Below are 17,918 nucleotides of genomic sequence, written 5' to 3' on the forward strand. Positions count from 1 at the left end.
CAAAGCCATAGCAAGTATCTGCCTCGGATGCGCGCCTTCAGACGGGCGCCGAGACTGGCACTTGTACGCCAGATTGGCCAAGCCCAGTCTTCCCGTAAAAGGGCTGTCGGCACCCCAGCCACCCGTTTTCGCATCAAACGCGTACCACGCGCTGGACCCGCAACTACACGCACGAAACGTGGAGACCCATGATGGACGCGCAAGAGATCCGGTCGGCCATCGACCGACATTGGGCCGCATCCGCTGCGGGCGATCAGGTTGCCGAGCACGGGATCTATCACGATGACGCTGTGTGCGAGTACCCCCAGTCGGGCGAGATCATTCGCGGTCGGGCCCATCTGCAGGCACTGCGTAGCCACCACCCGGGCAAGCCATCGGGGTTTGTGATTCGGCGCGTCGTAGGGTGCGACAACCTTTGGGTTACCGAGTACGTGATCACCTACGAGGGCAAGTCGACTTACACCGTGAGCATCATGGAATTCACGGATGGAATGGTTTCGCACGAGACCCAGTACTTCGCCGATCCGTTCACGGCTCCCTCTTGGCGGAGGGAATGGGTCGATCAGCTGTAATACCGACGGAAGAAGGACTTCCGCGATGCTCGACCGTACCTTGGCAAAGCTCGCAAGGCATGCATCAGATCCCGTCGACGTGCGCGTTAGCGTACTTTGCCGAACCCTCGAAACTGACGAAGCGCCGCCCTGAAGTAGCCCATCTCTGCATCGCCATGGGATGGCCCAGCACCAGCGCAGGCCAGGGTCGGCAGCGCCGTCCACGGGAGTGTTGGATGCTGGTGATGCAGGCGGTGAAGATGATGGTTCATCAGCACGTGTTGCCAGATGCCTGGCGCTTGAAAGTTACGCGCCCGCTGCGGCTCGTCGAGTGCGACGTCATAGTGCGGCAGGTTATCGGCAATGGATAGCCACATCCCGCGCAAAAACATGGTCACCGCAAGCACCGGCCACCACGACCCGTAGAGAAAGAACGCACCGGCGTGGAGGGCGACGGACAGTAGCCAGTCAAGCCGAATGCGGTTGCGCCGAACTCGATTTTCGGCAAATCCAACAAACAGACGCTGGATAGCCCGGCCTGTCGGATCATCGCTGCGAAGCTTGTGTGCAACGAGCCGGCTAACCCAGCTGGCGGGCAGAAAGGTAAGCAATGGCAGGACAAGTTCCCCCAGATACAACCCGCCCAGCAAATGCGCGTAATAGCCCATGCGGGCAAGTACGCGATGCGTTACGCCATCGTGCACGTCCGGTCGATCATAGGGCTCGCGTGTAAAGCGGTGATGCATCAGGTGACCGAAGCGCACAGCGTCGAACGGCAACATGAAGGCGATGGCCAATGCCCGCCCAAACCCTTCATTGAACCGCCGCTGGGGGAAGAGCTTTCCATGGATAGATTCATGGATAAGCCCCCAATGCGTTGGCGTCAGCATGACAAGCGGCAGCGCCATCCACAGTACCGACGCGCCCCATTGGCGCAGCAGGAATGGCCATGCAAAGAGCTGTATCAGTACGGCGGTCGCAACGAGTCCAAGCAGCGCCGCATTGGTCCGCACGTCGATGGGAACCCGACGAGGCGAATGCCGTTCGCTCGCCACCTGGGTGTCATCCGTCCCTAACGCTGCCTGCAGGTCCATCGTGTCCCCGAGAATGCCGAAGTGATGGCGAATAACTTAGCAGCGCCTTTTGACAGCATGAAGAGCTTGCCAACGATTTGCGGCTGGCAAGCTGCTACCCCTCCCCTGATGGCACTCACCGCAAGGGCCTTCGCTCCCGATATTCACAAAACTTACACGTGTTTGCCGAGTGGCAAGAGTCGCTACCTGCATCCCTCTGCAGCCATCAATGGCGGAGGCGGAGTCCGGGCCCCACCGAAACCGTACGCCTCCTCATCGCTCACCAACGTTGCCTACGCGGCCAACTCACTTCCCAACCAGGGAATCAGAGCGACGAGACACACCCCCCTTCGCGGTGTTAGTCCGACTTCTTGCGCAGGTTTTCCCCGAAGCGCTCCAGCCAGCCAGAAGCCATGCGCAGGAGTTGGCTACCCTTGCCGAACAGGTTGGCGAGTTCATCTTCGAGCAGATCACGCCTGGACTTCTCCGATGTCGGTAGGGGCGGCAGCACATGCGCGTAGTACGACTTGCCGAACATGCGGTGCAACAGTCGCTCGCCAATGAACGGCTCGTTGTTGTTGAGCGCGCGCGCTGCCTTGATGAGGTTGCGGATGTCGTACTGGGTGGGGCTGAGGTCCGGAACCTGCTTGCGCAAGTTGAGCAAGGTGTAGACGGCCACCCTCGCGGTTCTGACCGAACTGTCCATGGTGAAGATGACATCGTTGTGCGTTTCGACAAACTGCCCAAGCAGGCCGAGGTTAGTGCAGCCGGCGGGCACGACCTGCGGGCGGTCGCCTGCCGCGCGCGGCATGAACTGCGAAGTGATGTAAGGCATCAAGGCGAGTCGCACCTTGGTGTTCGCGGCCACCACGTCGAGATGCTCAATGACACCAAGGTGATAGCAGAGCTCGGCCAGAATTTCGCGCCCCGTGCATGCGGGCATGGGCTTCTTTACGTAATTGCCCTCTTTGTCCATCAACAGGGCATACACCCACGCCACCAGCACGTCCTTCGGCTGGTCGGGAAAGTGCGGTTGACGATTGAGGGTGAAGCTGAGCACCCAGTTGGAATCGGTAAAGGTGATCACGCCGCCGGTAACGGTTTTGCCTGAGTAGGGGTCGTTGACCGAAAGCTCTTTGATCCTGTCAACCAGGGGCGAAGGCTTGAGCGTCAAGGTCGCCGATTCCCACATGGAACGCTCGACGTCACCACAGAACTTGATCGGCTTGCCGAACACTGGTGACTTCTTGGCAAGGTTCAACCATAAGGCCCAGTCGCTGTCGTCACCGGGTTCGTGGAGGCCACGCTTGAGCACGGGCACTGTATCCATGTCGCCATACGCCGTGCCCTCCGTCATCGAGCCGGTGAGGGCAAACACCAGGTCGCCGTCCGCGACTGCGATGGTGGTGTCCTTACCGTCGACCTTGCAGTGGATGCCGGTAACAGTGCGCTGTTCGCCGTCGACCTTCATCTCAAGATCGTGAACGCGCGTCTTGAACTGCACCTTGACGCCCTGCTTGCGCAGCATCGTGATGAGGGGACGCACAAAGCTGTCGAACTGGTTGTACTTGGGAAATACCAGCGCCGACATGTCATTCAATCCATCGATGGCATCGAGGAATCGATGCATGTATAGCTTCATCTCCAGCAGGCTCTGCCAGTTCTCGAAGGCGAACATGGAACGCCAGAGGAACCAGAAATTGCTCTGCAGGAACCCCTCACTGAAGTACTGCTCGATGGTGATGTCGTCGAGTTCTTCTTTGGGCTTGAGCAGCAGTCGAATCAGCTCCCACTGCTGGGTGCGGCTCAGACCGAAAGTGGAGAAGTCTTTGATCTGGCCCTGCTTGTGCATCAATCGGGCCTTGGAGTAGTTCGGGTCGTTGTCGTTTACCAGGCGGTATTCATCCAGCACGCTGAACTTCCCGGACAGCTCCAGCGCGGGAACATCCTGGAACATGTCCCACAGGTTGTCGTAGTTCCAGTTCATCTCACGGCCGCCGCGGACGATGTAACCGTCACGCGGATTGCCAGCGCCATCCAGCGAACCACCTTCGATGTCCATGCTCTCGATGATGGTGATGTTGTGGGCCGGCATGTGCCCGTCGCGGATCAGGTAGAACGCTGCGGCCAACCCGGCGATACCGCTGCCAATGATGTGGGCCTTGCGGCCTTCGATGCCTGCATCCGGCAGCGGTTTGTTGCGCATGTATGCGCCCATCATGTCCGGCGGTGGCAGGGTGTTCTCTGGCCGGTTGCACCAGTAATCGTGGGACGCATCGGGTTGATGCTCAAAGGCCGACGAGGCGCCGTGATTATTGACGTTATGGATGGTCACATTACAACTCCTCTTGATGGCGACATCAGCGCGTGCAAAAGAGAAGCTTCGAGGATGAGAACGAAAAAAGCCGTGAAAATGACGGTGGCGGATTGCCACAGGCATGCATCCACGCCAATCGGATATAGGACACGTAACGTCCTATATCCACGCTAGGTTGCGCCATCCCTTCCGCAGGATCTGCCATGACTTCAGCACCTAACAGCGCCTCATGCTCCGATAGCGCAGCCCAGCCCTCCACTGACCACGACGCCGAGTGCGCGGTAATCGAGCTTCGGCAATACACGCTGCACCCAGGCAAGCGAGACATCCTGATCGAACTTTTCGAACGTGAGTTTGTTGAATCGCAGGAGGTCCTGGGTATGCGCCTGCTCGGACAGTTCCGTGACCTGAATAATCCGGACACATTCGTCTGGATGCGTGGATTCAAGGACATGCCATCACGCCAGGCGGGCCTGACGGACTTCTACACCGGTCCCGTCTGGACGGCGAACCGAAACGCTGCCAATGACACGATGATTGATTCAGACAACGTGCTGCTCCTGAAGCCAGCCTGGGCAGGCTCGGGCTTGAGGCACGAACCGCATGGTCGCGCCCCTTCAGGCAGCCAGGACAATCCACCGGGCATGATCGATGTTTCGGTGTTTTCGCTGAAGGCTGCTGCCGACACGCACCTGTTGGATTTCTGCAGGCGGGACATGACACGCGTTCTTGAGAGTGCCGGCGCACACCATGTTGCGTGGTATGTCACCGAAGACGCGCCGAACAATTTCCCACGCTTGCCGGTTCGGGCGGGCGAACATGTACTGGTCGGCGTTGCGGTGTTTCGCGACGCGCAGCATTACGACGCGTTCATCTCGACGGGGGCGTGGGACCGATTGATCGCCCCGACTCTCGACACATGGTTGACAGGCCAGACCCAAGCCATGCGGCTGGCGCCCACGCCGCGCTCCACCCTGCACGACTGACATGCTCGGATTGGGCAAAGCCACCTCCACAAGCATTGTCCAGAAACGGAAGTGCACTACGAGGGGTCTCCGGTGCGCGGGCTGGTGCAAGGGCTGACTTGCGAGTCAGCATTGGAAGCCCGGCCACAAGGTGCGCCTAGCGTGTGCTTGTGCCAGGCGTGCCTTGCTGGCGATCGCCACGCATCCCTGGAGGCAGAACACGCCATTCGGGACCCGCCTGGCCGGCCTCGCGCCCCACTTCATACAGCCTGAGCATTTCCTCTGGATTGAACTCAAGCGACTCCGGAAGCGGAACGTCATCTCCAATGCTGACCCAATGAAACCCCGCGTGATCTCGCCTGGCAAAGGCAAATTCGCGGAACAGGTCACCGACAATGCCCGACCAGCCGGCAATCTCGATCGAACGGAGTGCAATGCCGCGCAAGGATCGCTCGGTCGCACTCGGACCTACGTTCAATTTGCCGTTGTGGACGATAAAGATGTCTTCGCGGTCACGACCATCCCCATGACGACTATAGATGTCAGTTGGGCTGAAGATGCTTCCAAGAACAAAGACGTTGGCAACGACAAATCCGTCCACGTGCATTTCGTCGTACATGTGACCATGGGCCACGACATCAAAGAGCACCGGCGGAAATGCTATCGGCACGGATGACGAAGCAAGCATGACACGGCGAAATAGCTCCAATGCCGCCTTGTTCTGGTAAGTGGCAATCAGCCCCATGTTCCAGATGACAAAGCGGCGGTTATCCAGGTTTACGGTGCCCATGTACAAACGTCGGCCATGACGGTGAGCGTCGGCGATCCGGGCAAGCATGGGCGCATCGATGGTGCTCTTTATGAGCTCTTCTAGAGGCGTGGTTTGCGCCAGGGACTCCCTGCGTAGCAACGCCATCAAAACCGAAATGGGCTTGAATACATCATTGGTGGTGGTCTGCGTATAGAAGCGCCGTAGCTGCTCGTCGTAATTGGAGCCGAGAAATGCAAACGGCGCCATCAGCGCACCTGTAGATACACCGGTAACAATCTTGAAGGAGGGTCGACGTCCCGTTTCGGTCCAACCTTCGAGAAATCCCGCACCAAAGGCGCCATTTGCCCCTCCTCCCGAGAGAGCGAGGTTTGGGTACCGAATGAATCCGTCCGCATCCCTGGGATAATCAGCGTCGGACTGCTGTGTCATGGACAGTTCGAAGTCCCTTTCCATGGCGGCATTGGGCGTCCCGGCCGGTGCGCGAACATCTGGCATGCCAGGAATGGTCGCCTCGGCCATGAGCTCTGTCGGCAAGGGATGCCGAGGCAATACGGCGCACGCACTGACCGCGCAAGTCATGCATACCACGACAACCCATCGAACGAGCGCCTTGGTCAGGAGCATGACTATGGCTCCAACCCGGCCGCTGGCGCCCTCACTTTCGCACCACGTACCCACCTACCCATGGCGCTGCAAACGTGGACGAACTGCGTGCGCCCGCAGGCCCGGATCACGACGGAGAGGCAACCACATCGGTCAGCACATTGGCCAACAGCGAAGCGCGTGGCAGGTGCCACGGAGCGAGACATGTTTGAGCAGGAAGCGACCATGGCGTTTCCCACCGCGGCGTGCGGCTAGGCGCGCAACTCTCGCGCCTCACGCGTCTTTCACGCGTGAACGCACATCAATTTGCACCCGATGCCCACCATGCCGTGCTCAGTGCTGCACGTTTTTACGGCCGGTCGAAGGCTGTCGACTGGATGATGGTCCTTCGGAAGATCGCCAGAAAGACAGGGTAGCCCGTGCCCTGCAAGCTGCAGCCTAAAAGAGATAGTTCACGAACAGCGCGTAACTCATCTGATTTCTCTTCTGCACAATGGGGCTATCACTTGAGTCGCTCTGCAGCCACGAAGCGGCGATGTTCGCACCGAGATTCCAATGTGGCGTGGGCCGGTAGCTGGCCCCGACGGAGAAGCGCAGCGAGTTCAGTCCCGACCCCAGCGTGTACTCGGGCAAGCCGGAGCGCGCGCTCTGCTGCGCAGTGACGCGAAAGTAGGTCTGGTTGTACTGATTGCTGCCCCAGGTCAGTCCCGGCCCCGCGGAAAAGGCCCACTGAGGCGTCGCCAGGAACCGCCCCATCGCATCAAGTGTCACCATCGTCCCTCGTTGGTTCCCACCGATATCGCTGACCACACTCCCTCGCGCCGAGAACCATTCGTAGTTGTACACACCGAATAGTTCTGCGTGCGTCGTCCGCTTGACGTCACCAAGGCCATGCAGATGGGAGTCGTCGGACTCCTGCCGTGGCTCAATGAAATCGTAGGTGATCGCCAGACCCGCGCGCCAGTTGGCGTCGGCGTACAAATACGCGCCTAGTGAAATCGCTGAGGCCGTGTCCGGATTCGCGCCGAAGAACCAGCGGCCGTAACCGACACTAAACAATGGGAGACCTTCGACTTTAGTACCGCGGGCACCGGGGAAATTCGGCATGTCGACCACGCCCACGCCCAATGAGTAGCGCCATGTATTGAACTGTGGCGCGTTCGTGACCTCGGGAGGGGAAAGTGCGTAGATGCTTTCCGAGACAGCAACGGTATCGTCCGCCATCGCAGCTGCGCAGAGACTCGACAGTGCGCAAGCTGCCAGAAACTGGGTCCAATGACCAATGGGCTGGTGGCTCATCTTGCAATACTCCATGGACAGCGTGGAACGAATCAAATGAACTCTCCGCACCGCGCCTAACCACATGCGACGATCCCGGCTACTCCTTTAGCTTGGTAAAACTCCGAAGCCAACCGTCATCTCGGTTGGTATGTCATGCATCACCGCATATGTACTCGGGACATGCATTGTGAGACATGGTGCCCCGATCAGCGGTATCACGCGGAATACGGAAGCGCTATCACTTTGGCACTGTGTTCTTAAAGACTTGCCCATCTTTCATGATGACAAGGAAGTTCTTTCCTGGGTCTTCGATCAGCTTGATATTTTTCAGCGGGTCACCGTCGACGAGCAACAAATCGGCGAGCGCACCCTCTGCGACCACGCCAAGCTTGCCGCGATAGGGACTGCGATCGCCTGACAGAGCGAGCAGTTGCCCGTTGGAGCCGGTGGCCATGCCAAGCGCCTCGGCTGGCGTGTACCAGCGGGTGAGGCCCACCAGCAGCGCACCCTGTCGTTTGGCCAGATCGGGCGAGAACAGAATGTCGGAGCCCCACGCGGTCTTGATGTGATATTTCTTCGCGAGCTCGTAGGCGCGATTGGTGCCATCCATCACCTCAAGCATCTTTTTGGCCTGGTCGGAACCGGCCGGGAAGATGTGCGCGAACTCGTCGGGAAATGGCTGGATGCTTAGCCATGTACCCTTTTCGGCCATGAGCTTTGCGGTGGCTTCGTCCATCAGTTGCCCATGCTCGATGCACTGGACGCCAGCGAGAATGGCCCGCTGCATCGCCTCCGGAGTGTAAGCATGCGCGGCGACGTAGGTGCCGCGGTCGTTGGCCACTTTCACAGCGGCCTGCAGCTCGGCGGTGGTGAACGTGATGACGTCGATCGGGCTGTGCGGCGACGCAACACCGCCGCTAGCCGTCAGCTTGATCTGCGACGCGCCCAGCATCATTTGCTCGCGCGCCCGGCGCGTCACCTCTTCGGGCGAGTCGGTGACCTTGGCAGCGCCGAGCTCTTCCATGCGGGTCAGCGGCATCCCGTCGATCCGCGGCACTTCAAACTGCTGGCGGAAGTCACCATGGCCGCCGGTGACAGTGAGGATGGCCCCTGACGGAAAGATGCGCGGGCCTCGCACAATACCCTCGTCAATGGCGCGCCTCAGGCCGAAAGAAGGGCCACCCATGTCGCGCACGGTGGTGAAGCCACGCATGAGAGTGTCGGTTGCCTCAGCGCCAGCATCGAGCATGGTGTAGCCGACGTCGGCGGTCAAAGCCTGCGCAGGTGTTGGCCGCACCAGTGTGGTGTGCCAGTGCGCATCGATCAGCCCGGGCATCAGGGTGCGACCGCCACCATCGATGACCGTAGCACCCTTGGTGGCATCAGCTGGAATAGCAGACGTTGAAATCCGCTCAATGCGATTGCCGCGGACCAGCACGTTGGTGGGCCCCGACAACTCGGTTCCCTTGCCATCGAAGACGTGGACGTTCTTGAACAGCACCGCCGACGGTGCTGACTGAGCAGGCTGCCCCCCTCCCTGCGCGGGTCCCTGGGCCCATGCACTTGCCGTGCACACCATGGCCAGCATGCCGGCGACCAAACGCAACATGACGTGGGAGTGACGCATGGGGAGATGCTCCCTGCGATTGAGGCAAAAGTTAATATCGGAGCCTGCGTGATTGGCACGTGATATTGCGCCGACGCCTCACGGCCGCCAATCCACGGAGCCAAGCAGGCGCGCGATGCGCCTGCGGATTAAACAGATCGTTTCTGATGAAATAAATTAGATGGCCCAACCGAACGAATGAAGCGGCCGCCAGGCTCTCGCCATCGCGCCACAGCGCCTTGCCGGCGACTGGCTCTATCGCTTCCGGCCTGAGGCCTGATGCAGAAGATGGAAAGACGTCCATTTCTTCGCTTTGTATCGAAGGCGACCAGTTCGTCCGGTACGCCGTGGCGGCCACCTAGCCATCGACCGAACGCATGAATCGCGCCGGGTTTCCCGCGACAAGGCTATTCGGAGGCACATCCCTGGTGACGACGGAGGCTGCGGCGATCACCGAGTTATCGCCCACCGTCACTCCGCCGATAATTGTTGCCCCCGCAGCGATCCAGACATTTCGCCCGATCACGATGCGCTTTCCGATGGTGACGGACCGGCGTTGCGAAGGGTCCAGCGGATGGCTGGCCGTCATGATGGTTACGTTCGGACCGATCATCACATCGTCACCGATGTGGAGACCGCCAAGATCGTAGAACGTACAGTTTTGATTGATGAAGACGTTCTTCCCCAGGCGAATCTCTTGTCCACCAGCCGTAAAGAACGGCGGAATCAGAGTGAAGCCCGGGTCCACCGGCTGACCGATGAGCTCGCCGAACAAGGTACGCACTTCGTCAGCATCATTGAAGGTCAGACGATTCAGCGCGGAAGTGATCATCCCGGCGCGCTTGACGCTGGCGACCATTCTGGCTGATTCGGGTGTTCTGGCTTGAACTATCTTAGTGTGATCGTCAGGCGTCATTCGAGATTTCCGTATGCATGGCTGCAGTGGTCTGGCACTTCTCGTGCTGGGCCGAATACGCACCTTAACAGCCTGGCCGAAAGCGATACCCAGCACCGGCGGCCAGTAGGCGCCCCGGTGAGTGACGGGCGCCACGATGGCCCTGGCCCGCATGGCCATTGGTCATGGTTGACCACCCACCCCGGCAAGTATACGGTGTATACATGCCACGCCTCACGACGCCGCAGAAGATCCTCAAAGCCGCGCTGGCTATCTTTGAAAAAGAAGGTCCCGACGCCGTGAGCATGCGTCGCGTGGCTGATGCGGTAGGCATTACGCCCATGGCGATCTATCGGCACTTTCCCAACCGGGAGGCCTTGCTGAAGCAAATCGCCGACGACAGCTTTCAGAGGGTGGCAAGCGCGTGGGCACCGCCACCCAAACGCGCAGATGTGTTTCAACGACTCTACAAACTGCTGGAACGCTATCTCGATTACGCGCTGACCCACCCGCACCTGTTCGACTATGCCTTCTCCGTTCGTCGCGACGATGCACGTCGCTTTCCGGAAGACTTCCGGGACCGTCAATCACCCACGCTCACCATCGTGGCGGACCTGTTGGCAGAAGGCATGCGCGAGGGCCTGCTGCGCAAGGATGATCCGTGGGAGTTGGCGATGACGCTATGGGGTCATGCACATGGTCTTGTCGCGCTCTATCGTGCAGGCCGCTTCAGCTACGACGAAAAGCAATTCCGCGCCTTTTACATTGGTTCGCTAGGGAAGCTTATTCATGGCATTAAAGCCTGAACGTACTGGACTACCGTTGGGCATGCTGGCGGTGGCCTTATCCGCCTTGGCGTGGTGGATTGGCAGCGGTGTGCACCCACTCTGGTGGGCCACATGGCTGGCACCACTCCCCATTCTGTGGCTGGCACCGCGCGTCCGCCCTGGCGTAGCCGCCCTTGCGGCGCTGGTTGCCTATGCTGCCGGCACCCTCAACGTCTGGAACTATCTGCACGACGCGATCGGCATTCCGACGCCAGTCATTGTTCAGATCATCGTTATGTCGGGGGCGATGCTAGCACTGTGTACCCTGCTCTACCGCCGCTTGCTGCTACGCGGCCGCACGTTGTCAGCGATATTTGCGCCGCCCGTGGTATGGGTTGCCTTTGAGTACTTCAACAGTTGCCTCTCGCCGCATGGCACGTTCTTCAATGTCGGCTACACGCAGATGAACGTGTTGCCGGTGATCCAGCTTGCGGCGGTGACGGGCCTGTGGGGTATCAGCTTTCTCGTGCTCCTTATACCCAGCGCGCTCGCCGCGCTGACCACGAAACATGTCACCAAGCGGCAACGCGCGCTCGTCATTGCCACAGCCATGACCACTCTGGCGGTGGTCGTTGCCTATGGCGGCTGGCGTTTGCAGGCCGCGCCGACTTCGTGGCTACGGGTAGGACTGGTGTCGTTTGAACATGACAGCCAGCCCGCGCTGGACAGCACCGACGGTCAGGCGCTCATCGCACGTTACGCCGATGCGGTGGATCAACTGGCGCAGCAGGGTGCACAGGTTGTGGTCATGCCGGAGGCCTCATGGGTCGTGCGTGACGCCACCATCCCCACCTTTGCACAACTGGCACAACAGCACCGGATGGTGGTGGATAGTGGCATCGACTATCAGGGTGACCCGCATGCAGAGCGCAACATGTCGATGGCGTTCCAGCCCGACGCTGCCGCCCCACTTACTTACAGCAAGCATCACCTGATTCCCGGCTTTGAGGACAAATACACACCAGGTCGCGAGCAGCGGATGCTGGAAGGGCAACCCCGCATAGGGCTCGCCATCTGCAAGGATATGGACTTCATTGATACCGGCCGCGCCTATGCGGGGCTGGGTGCCCAGCTTCTATTGGTGCCAGCCTGGGACTTCGCCGTCGACGGCTGGCTGCACAGCCGCATGGCGATGATGCGCGGTGTGGAACAAGGCTTCGCCCTGGCCCGCGTCGCGCGTAATGGGCGGCTCACCCTTAGCGATGATCGTGGTCGCGTGATTGCCGAAGCCATCAGTGAGGGAGAAGGCGCCAAACTGGTCGGCAACCTACCCCTGCGGGAATCGCGGACGCTCTACTCGCGCTGGGGTGACTGGTTCGCATGGTTGGTCTTGGGTGGCTTGCTTGCCTTGATTGCACTGGCATTTATCCCACGCCGTTAAGCGCACAGCAGCGCCCCGTATCGGTGAACGCCAGCCCGCATCTATCCACTGACTCACTTCACATGCAGTACACGCAGGTAAGGCCAGTTTCTCGGCTCCGGGCGTGTGTTGGGATGGACCCGTGGCGTACGAGTGGCGCCACCACCCGGAGGAGTTCTCCGACACGGACCATTCGCAGGCTAAAGCCGGGTTCCTGTGGCACGCGATCGCCTTCGTGATGGGTGTAACGGATAGCGCGCACTGGTGAGGAATCGGCGATGCCTCGCAAAGAGATCATTGACACCCTGAGTCGATATATCGACCCGTTTCGGGTGACGAAAGGTGAGGATTTCCGCCTGAAAAACTTTGACCCCGGCGACACGCTGGGGCTCAAGTTGAACAAGCAGGAAGCGACGGAGATGCTCCAACGCAGCTCGGAATGGCTGGCGGAGGAGCAGGACATGCTTTACGCGCAGAACTCGTGGTCGGTACTGCTGGTGCTTCAGGCCATGGATGCCGCAGGAAAGGACGGCACCATCAAGCACGTCATGACGCGCGTCAACCCGCAAGGCTGTGATGTCACGTCGTTCAAGCAGCCGTCGATCGAGGAACTCTCCCACGACTTTCTCTGGCGCTATAGCTCCAAGGTGCCGCAACGCGGACACATTGGCATTTTCAACCGTTCCTACTACGAGGAAGTGCTGGTGGTTCGCGTCCATCAGCGGCTGCTCGAAGCCCAGCGGATTCCGCCCACACTGGTGAGCAAAAACATCTGGACTGAGCGGCTTGCGGACATCGCCCGCTTTGAGGACTACCTGGCGCGGCAGGGCGTGATTGTTCTGAAGTTTTATCTGAACCTGTCGTACGCGGAGCAGAAGAAGCGATTCATGGATCGCCTCGACAAGCCGAAAAAAAACTGGAAGTTCTCGGCGTCCGACGTTCGCGAGCGTCGATACTGGAACGACTACATGAAGGTTTATGAAGACACCATCCGCGCGACGGCCACCAAGGCGGCGCCATGGTATGTGGTGCCCGCCGACAACAAGTGGTTTACGCGGCTGATTGTTGCGGCCGCGATCGTCGAAGCCGTGGAGAAGCTCGACCTCGCCTACCCCAAGGTCAGCTCGGAGCAAATGAAGGATCTCGCCGCAGCACGCGAAGAACTCGACGCCGAAGGTTAGACGGAAACAGACGCCCATGACGACCATCATTGTCATTCTTGGCGGCGTCGGACTGTTCTTGCTCGGCATGTCCGTCATGACAGACGGACTGAAAGCCTTGGCGGGCTCCGCCCTGCGTACCGTGCTGGGCAAGGCAGCAGCAACGCCATTGTCGGGCGCGTTCTGGGGCGCCGTCATCACCTTGCTTGTGCAGTCATCCAGCGCGGTGACCATGACCACCATCGGCCTGGTCAGCGCAGGCCTGCTCACTTTTCCGCAAGGCCTTGGCCTGGTGTTTGGCGCCAATGTGGGCACCACGGGTACGGGCTGGCTGGTGGCGCTGGTTGGCGTAAGCGTGTCGCTCTCGTCCTATGCGCTGCCGATGATCTTCATTGGCGCACTGGCGCGCCTTCTTTCCAGCGGAAGAATCGCTGCAGCCGGTAGCGCACTGGCGGGCTTCGCACTGGTGCTCTACGGGCTCACTACGCTTCAACAGGGCATGGGTGGCCTTGCGCAAAGCCTGAACCCCTCCGACCTGCCCGCCGTCATCGGCGCACCCGGGGTTGGCTGGGCCTCGGGATCCGTGGGCCTGTTCACCTTGATCGTCGTCGGCATCGCGATGACGGCGGTCATGCAATCGTCGACCGCTGCCATCGCTGTCACCATCTCCGCTTACTACGCCGGGGCCGTGAGCCTGGAACAAGGTGCGGCATTGATCATCGGCCAGAACATCGGCACCGCCACCAGCTCTGCACTGGCTGCCATCGGCGCGAGCGCAACGGCCAAACGTCTCGCCCTGGCCTACGTGCTGTTCAAGACCATCGCCGCGTTGATCGCCGTCGCCGCTTTTCCATTCACGGCGCCGCTGATGAGAAGCTGGGCTTCGTCGGTGGATGGCACCACGCTGCTCGCGGCCTACCACACGGCCTATAACGTGGTCGGCGTGGCCGTGCTGCTTCCGGCGACGCAGTGGTTTACCCGCGTGGTAGAGCGCCTGCTCCCCTCCAAGGAGACGGCGCTGGAGCGCGCGCTCGACCCGAGTGCATTGGTTAATCCTGTCATTGCAGTGGAGACCACCCGGCGCGTCGTGGCGGAAGCGCTCAACACGATGGCTACCTCGGTAGAGGCGACGCTTTCGACCGGTGCCGGTGGTACAAGGCTCGGCGCCGCCGAGGCAGCCGAGTCGCTCGCCAAGGTGCGGAGCTTCTTGTCCGAACTGAAAGAACCGCCGGAAACGAAAGAAGAGCAACTGCGCATGACGAACACGCTGCATGCGCTCGATCATGCTTCACGACTGGTGGAACTTTTAGGGGACGACGACGCCCTCGGTCAGGCGACCAGAGTGCACATCGATGCACACGCCACGTCACTTTGCGGCCAAGCCATGCAGGCAACAAAGGCCGTGGCTGAGTCCATTACGGCAGAGTCCGCGCTGACAACGGCGGCGCAACCCATAGGCTGGACGGTTTCGCCCAAGAATCGCGCCTCGCTTAACGAGGTTGAGCGCGCGGCGAAGAAGCTCAATGCCATGCGGCTTGAGTACCGCGCAGCCATCCTTGCCTCGGTAGCACCTGGGAAATTGACCGCAACCGACGCTTTCGCGCGGGCCGACATGGCGCGTCAGCTCTACAAGATCGCGTATCACGCGTGGCGCGCGACCGCCCATCTCATGGGCGAGGCCAGGCCGATAGGGGAAACGGCCGAGCAACAAGCGGCTTTGGGCATCGAGGGTGATGCCCTGCCCCAGCAGCACAGCAACCAGGAGACATGATGATGAGCTCCACTGATACGGCGACATCAGGAGCGGGCACAACGTCATGGCATGCCATGCCTGCCGAGCAGGTCGAGCAAGAGCTGCATGTCGATCCATCGCAGGGCCTCGATGCCGCGGAGGCCGCCAAACGACTGGACACCTATGGACCGAATCGACTGCCACAGGGCAAGAAGAAAGGTCCGTTGGCGCGGTTTCTCGCGCAGTTCAACAATGTGCTTATTTATGTGCTGCTCGCGGCCGGCTTCATCAAATTGATGCTTAGTCTGTGGCTTGATGCGTCGATTATCTTTGCCGTCGTCATACTCAATTCATTGCTGGGTTTCGTGCAGGAAGGGCGCGCAGAGAAGGCGCTCGACTCGCTGCGCAACATGCTGTCGGCTGAGGCGCGTGTGCTGCGCAGTGGAACGGTACGACTTATTCCTGCCGAAGAACTCGCACCGGGCGACATCGTGCTATTGGAATCGGGCGACAAGATTCCCGCCGACCTGCGCCTGGTGGATGCCAAGAACCTTCGTACGGAAGAAGCCGCGCTCACCGGCGAATCCGTCCCAGCGGAAAAGAGCACCACACCGGTATCCGCCAAGGCAACTGTCGGCGACCGCGCGAACATGGCGTTCTCAGGAACCATGGTCGTATCCGGTCGCGCCACCGGCGTGGTCGTGGCCACGGGAAGCCAGACCGAGCTCGGCCGCATCAACCAGATGCTCGCCGAAGTCAGCACGCTGGAGACACCGCTGCTGCGTCAGATCAAAAAGTTCGGCCACGTCATCACCATTGCCATTGCCTGCATCAGCGTGCTGCTGTTTTCCTGGGGCCACTGGCTCGGGCACATGACGTTTGTGGAGCTGTTCCAGGCGGTGGTCGGCATCACGGTGTCGCTGATTCCGGAGGGCCTGCCGGCACTCATCACCATTACGCTCGCCATCGGCGTGCAGCGCATGGCCCGGCGCAACGCCATCATCCGCCGCCTGCCGGCGGTCGAAACGTTGGGCTCTGTCTCGCGCATCTGCTCGGACAAGACCGGCACGCTGACCCTGATGGAAATGATGGTGACCTCCGTAGTGACGGCGGAAGCGGGCTATCAAGTGTCCGGCGATGGCTACGCCACCGAAGGCGAGGTCAGAGCCAACGACAAGCCGCTGGACGCGATGCCGCCGGTGCTGACGCTGATGGGCCGCGTCTCGGTGCTGTGCAACGACGCGGAACTCTTTGAAGACGACGGCAAATGGAAGGTCGAAGGCGACCCCACCGAAGGCGCGCTCTATCCGTTTGCCGCCAAGCTGGGCATGAACCGCGCATCGGAGTCGACGACGGCACCGCGAGTCGACGAGATACCGTTCGAGTCCGAGCACAAGTTCATGGCGACACTGAACCGCTCGCCAGACGGCGAGATGCTACTGGTGAAAGGAGCGCCCGAAGTCATTCTCGAGCACTGCGACCGACAGCAGATGGCGGCAGGTCCTGCGCCACTCGATCGCGATCACTTCGCCAGGGAAAGCGACCGTCTTGCCGCGCAAGGCGAGCGCGTACTGGGGCTGGCATGGCTGCCTGATCCCGGCTTCAACGCGGACAGCCTCACGCCAGCGCATCTCCCCAAGACGCTTGTGCTGCTTGGGCTGGTGGGTCTGATGGATCCGCCTCGCAAGGAGGCGATCGAGGCGGTGAAGGAGTGCCACGACGGCGGCATCCGCGTCACCATGATTACGGGCGACCACAAGATCACCGCAGCGGCCATCGCGCGCATGCTTGGCATAGGTGACGGCAAGACAGCGGTCGCCGGCACCGAGATCGAGACGATGAACGATGCAGCGCTGCAGGAACGCGTGCGCGATGTCGATGTGTTCGCCCGGGCCAGCCCGGAACACAAGCTGCGCCTGGTAAAGGCGATTCAGGCCAATCAACAAGTAGTCGCCATGACCGGCGACGGCGTGAATGATGCGCCTGCGCTCAAGAAGGCCGACATTGGTGTCGCGATGGGCATCAAGGGTACCGAGGTCACCAAAGAAGCCGCTGAGATGATCCTCGTCGACGATAACTTTGCGTCGATCTCCGCCGCGGTGAAGGAAGGGCGCACGGTCTACAACAACATCGAGAAGGCCATGCTGTTCCTGCTGCCGACCAATATCGCCCAGGGTGCCGTGATCGCCGCCGCGATTCTGCTCGCCTTTACCCTGCCGATTACCGCGCCGCAGATCCTGTGGGTAAACATGGTTACCTCAGTCGCGCTCGGTCTCGCCATTTCGTTTGAGCCTCATGAGCCGGATGTGATGCAAAGGCCGCCACGCGCCATCGACCGGCCCATCGTCACCCGCTTCGGCATCTGGCGCATTCTTTTCGTGGGCGCGACGTTGGTGATCTATACGCTGGCCGCGTTCTTCTGGATGAAAGCGCAAGGCGCATCGGACCCCCTGGCGCGCACGGCAGCCGTCAACGCCATAACGCTTGGCCAAGCCTTCTACCTGCTCAACAGCCGCTACCTGCACGCCTCTTCGCTGTCACTGCGCGCCCACACGGGCAACCCGTATGTCTGGTACGGCATTGCCGCGGTGGTGGTGCTGCAGATCCTGTTCACCTATGCACCGCCATTCCACGCCGTGTTCGATACCGAAGCATTGCCCCTGTCGGCCTGGCCGTGGCTCATCGGTGGGGGCATTCTGTTCTTTCTCGTGGTGGAGCTCGAGAAGTTCATCATTCGTTCCATGTCCGGAGCGAAGTGACCCACACGATGTTCGGC

The 17,918-nt window shown here is 60.5% G+C and carries 13 protein-coding genes; 7 read left to right on the forward strand and 6 right to left on the reverse strand.

Translation table 11 applies throughout. The annotated features are described in order from the left end of the window. The first annotated feature begins 188 nt into the window (after positions 1-188). On the forward strand, positions 189-572 hold the full coding sequence (locus AC0GUR_RS13950; protein ID WP_472878095.1) for a nuclear transport factor 2 family protein: 384 nt from the start codon (positions 189-191) through the stop codon (positions 570-572). 86 nt (positions 573-658) lie between these two features. Here AC0GUR_RS13950 and AC0GUR_RS13955 read toward each other — a convergent pair whose 3' ends face one another. Both AC0GUR_RS13955 and AC0GUR_RS13960 read right to left on the reverse strand, forming a co-directional pair. Beyond that, positions 659-1,645: a fatty acid desaturase gene (locus AC0GUR_RS13955; RefSeq protein WP_472878096.1), complete on the reverse strand. Its 987-nt coding sequence runs from the start codon at positions 1,643-1,645 to the stop codon at positions 659-661. A gap of 337 nt (positions 1,646-1,982) precedes the next feature. After that, positions 1,983-3,959 carry an oleate hydratase gene (locus AC0GUR_RS13960; RefSeq protein ID WP_472878097.1) on the reverse strand — a complete coding sequence of 659 codons (1,977 nt, stop codon included), beginning with the start codon at positions 3,957-3,959 and terminating at the stop codon, positions 1,983-1,985. A 185-nt stretch (positions 3,960-4,144) separates the two neighbouring features. On the opposite strand from AC0GUR_RS13960, the gene AC0GUR_RS13965 reads away from it, so the two are divergent. Further along, positions 4,145-4,927 carry an NIPSNAP family protein gene (locus AC0GUR_RS13965; protein ID WP_472878098.1) on the forward strand — a complete coding sequence of 261 codons (783 nt, stop codon included), beginning with the start codon at positions 4,145-4,147 and terminating at the stop codon, positions 4,925-4,927. Between the two features lie 136 nt (positions 4,928-5,063). Here AC0GUR_RS13965 and AC0GUR_RS13970 read toward each other — a convergent pair whose 3' ends face one another. The 4 genes from AC0GUR_RS13970 to AC0GUR_RS13985 form a co-directional block, all read right to left on the reverse strand. Continuing rightward, on the reverse strand, positions 5,064-6,302 hold the full coding sequence (locus AC0GUR_RS13970) for a patatin-like phospholipase family protein (RefSeq protein ID WP_472878099.1): 1,239 nt from the start codon (positions 6,300-6,302) through the stop codon (positions 5,064-5,066). 417 nt (positions 6,303-6,719) lie between these two features. After that, positions 6,720-7,580, reverse strand: a complete 861-nt coding sequence (locus tag AC0GUR_RS13975) for a MipA/OmpV family protein (protein ID WP_472878100.1) — start codon at positions 7,578-7,580, stop codon at positions 6,720-6,722. A gap of 220 nt (positions 7,581-7,800) precedes the next feature. Further along, positions 7,801-9,189 carry a metal-dependent hydrolase family protein gene (locus AC0GUR_RS13980; protein ID WP_472878101.1) on the reverse strand — a complete coding sequence of 463 codons (1,389 nt, stop codon included), beginning with the start codon at positions 9,187-9,189 and terminating at the stop codon, positions 7,801-7,803. Positions 9,190-9,526: 337 nt separating this feature from the next. Then, a complete protein-coding gene (locus tag AC0GUR_RS13985) occupies positions 9,527-10,084 on the reverse strand; it encodes a sugar O-acetyltransferase (RefSeq protein ID WP_472878102.1) in 558 nt (185 codons plus the stop codon). Between the two features lie 203 nt (positions 10,085-10,287). On the opposite strand from AC0GUR_RS13985, the gene AC0GUR_RS13990 reads away from it, so the two are divergent. The 5 genes from AC0GUR_RS13990 to AC0GUR_RS14010 all read left to right on the forward strand — a co-directional run bounded on the left by AC0GUR_RS13990 (position 10,288) and on the right by AC0GUR_RS14010 (position 17,901). Continuing rightward, positions 10,288-10,869 carry a TetR/AcrR family transcriptional regulator gene (locus AC0GUR_RS13990; protein ID WP_472878103.1) on the forward strand — a complete coding sequence of 194 codons (582 nt, stop codon included), beginning with the start codon at positions 10,288-10,290 and terminating at the stop codon, positions 10,867-10,869. Continuing rightward, entirely contained in the window at positions 10,853-12,271 is a 1,419-nt protein-coding gene (locus AC0GUR_RS13995; RefSeq protein WP_472878104.1) for a nitrilase-related carbon-nitrogen hydrolase, read from the forward strand. The genes AC0GUR_RS13990 and AC0GUR_RS13995 overlap by 17 nt, the downstream gene beginning before the upstream one ends. A 257-nt stretch (positions 12,272-12,528) precedes the next feature. Beyond that, positions 12,529-13,431 carry a polyphosphate kinase 2 family protein gene (locus AC0GUR_RS14000; protein WP_472878105.1) on the forward strand — a complete coding sequence of 301 codons (903 nt, stop codon included), beginning with the start codon at positions 12,529-12,531 and terminating at the stop codon, positions 13,429-13,431. A 16-nt stretch (positions 13,432-13,447) separates the two neighbouring features. After that, positions 13,448-15,181, forward strand: coding sequence for a Na/Pi cotransporter family protein (locus tag AC0GUR_RS14005; RefSeq protein WP_472878106.1), 1,734 nt, complete (start codon positions 13,448-13,450; stop codon positions 15,179-15,181). 2 nt (positions 15,182-15,183) lie between these two features. Beyond that, the gene (locus AC0GUR_RS14010) at positions 15,184-17,901 is read left to right on the forward strand and encodes a cation-transporting P-type ATPase (RefSeq protein ID WP_472878107.1); all 2,718 of its coding nucleotides are present in this window, start codon (positions 15,184-15,186) and stop codon (positions 17,899-17,901) included. Positions 17,902-17,918 lie beyond the last annotated feature (17 nt).

It is taken from the genome of Dyella sp. PARNA 12/25 (assembly GCF_055702865.1).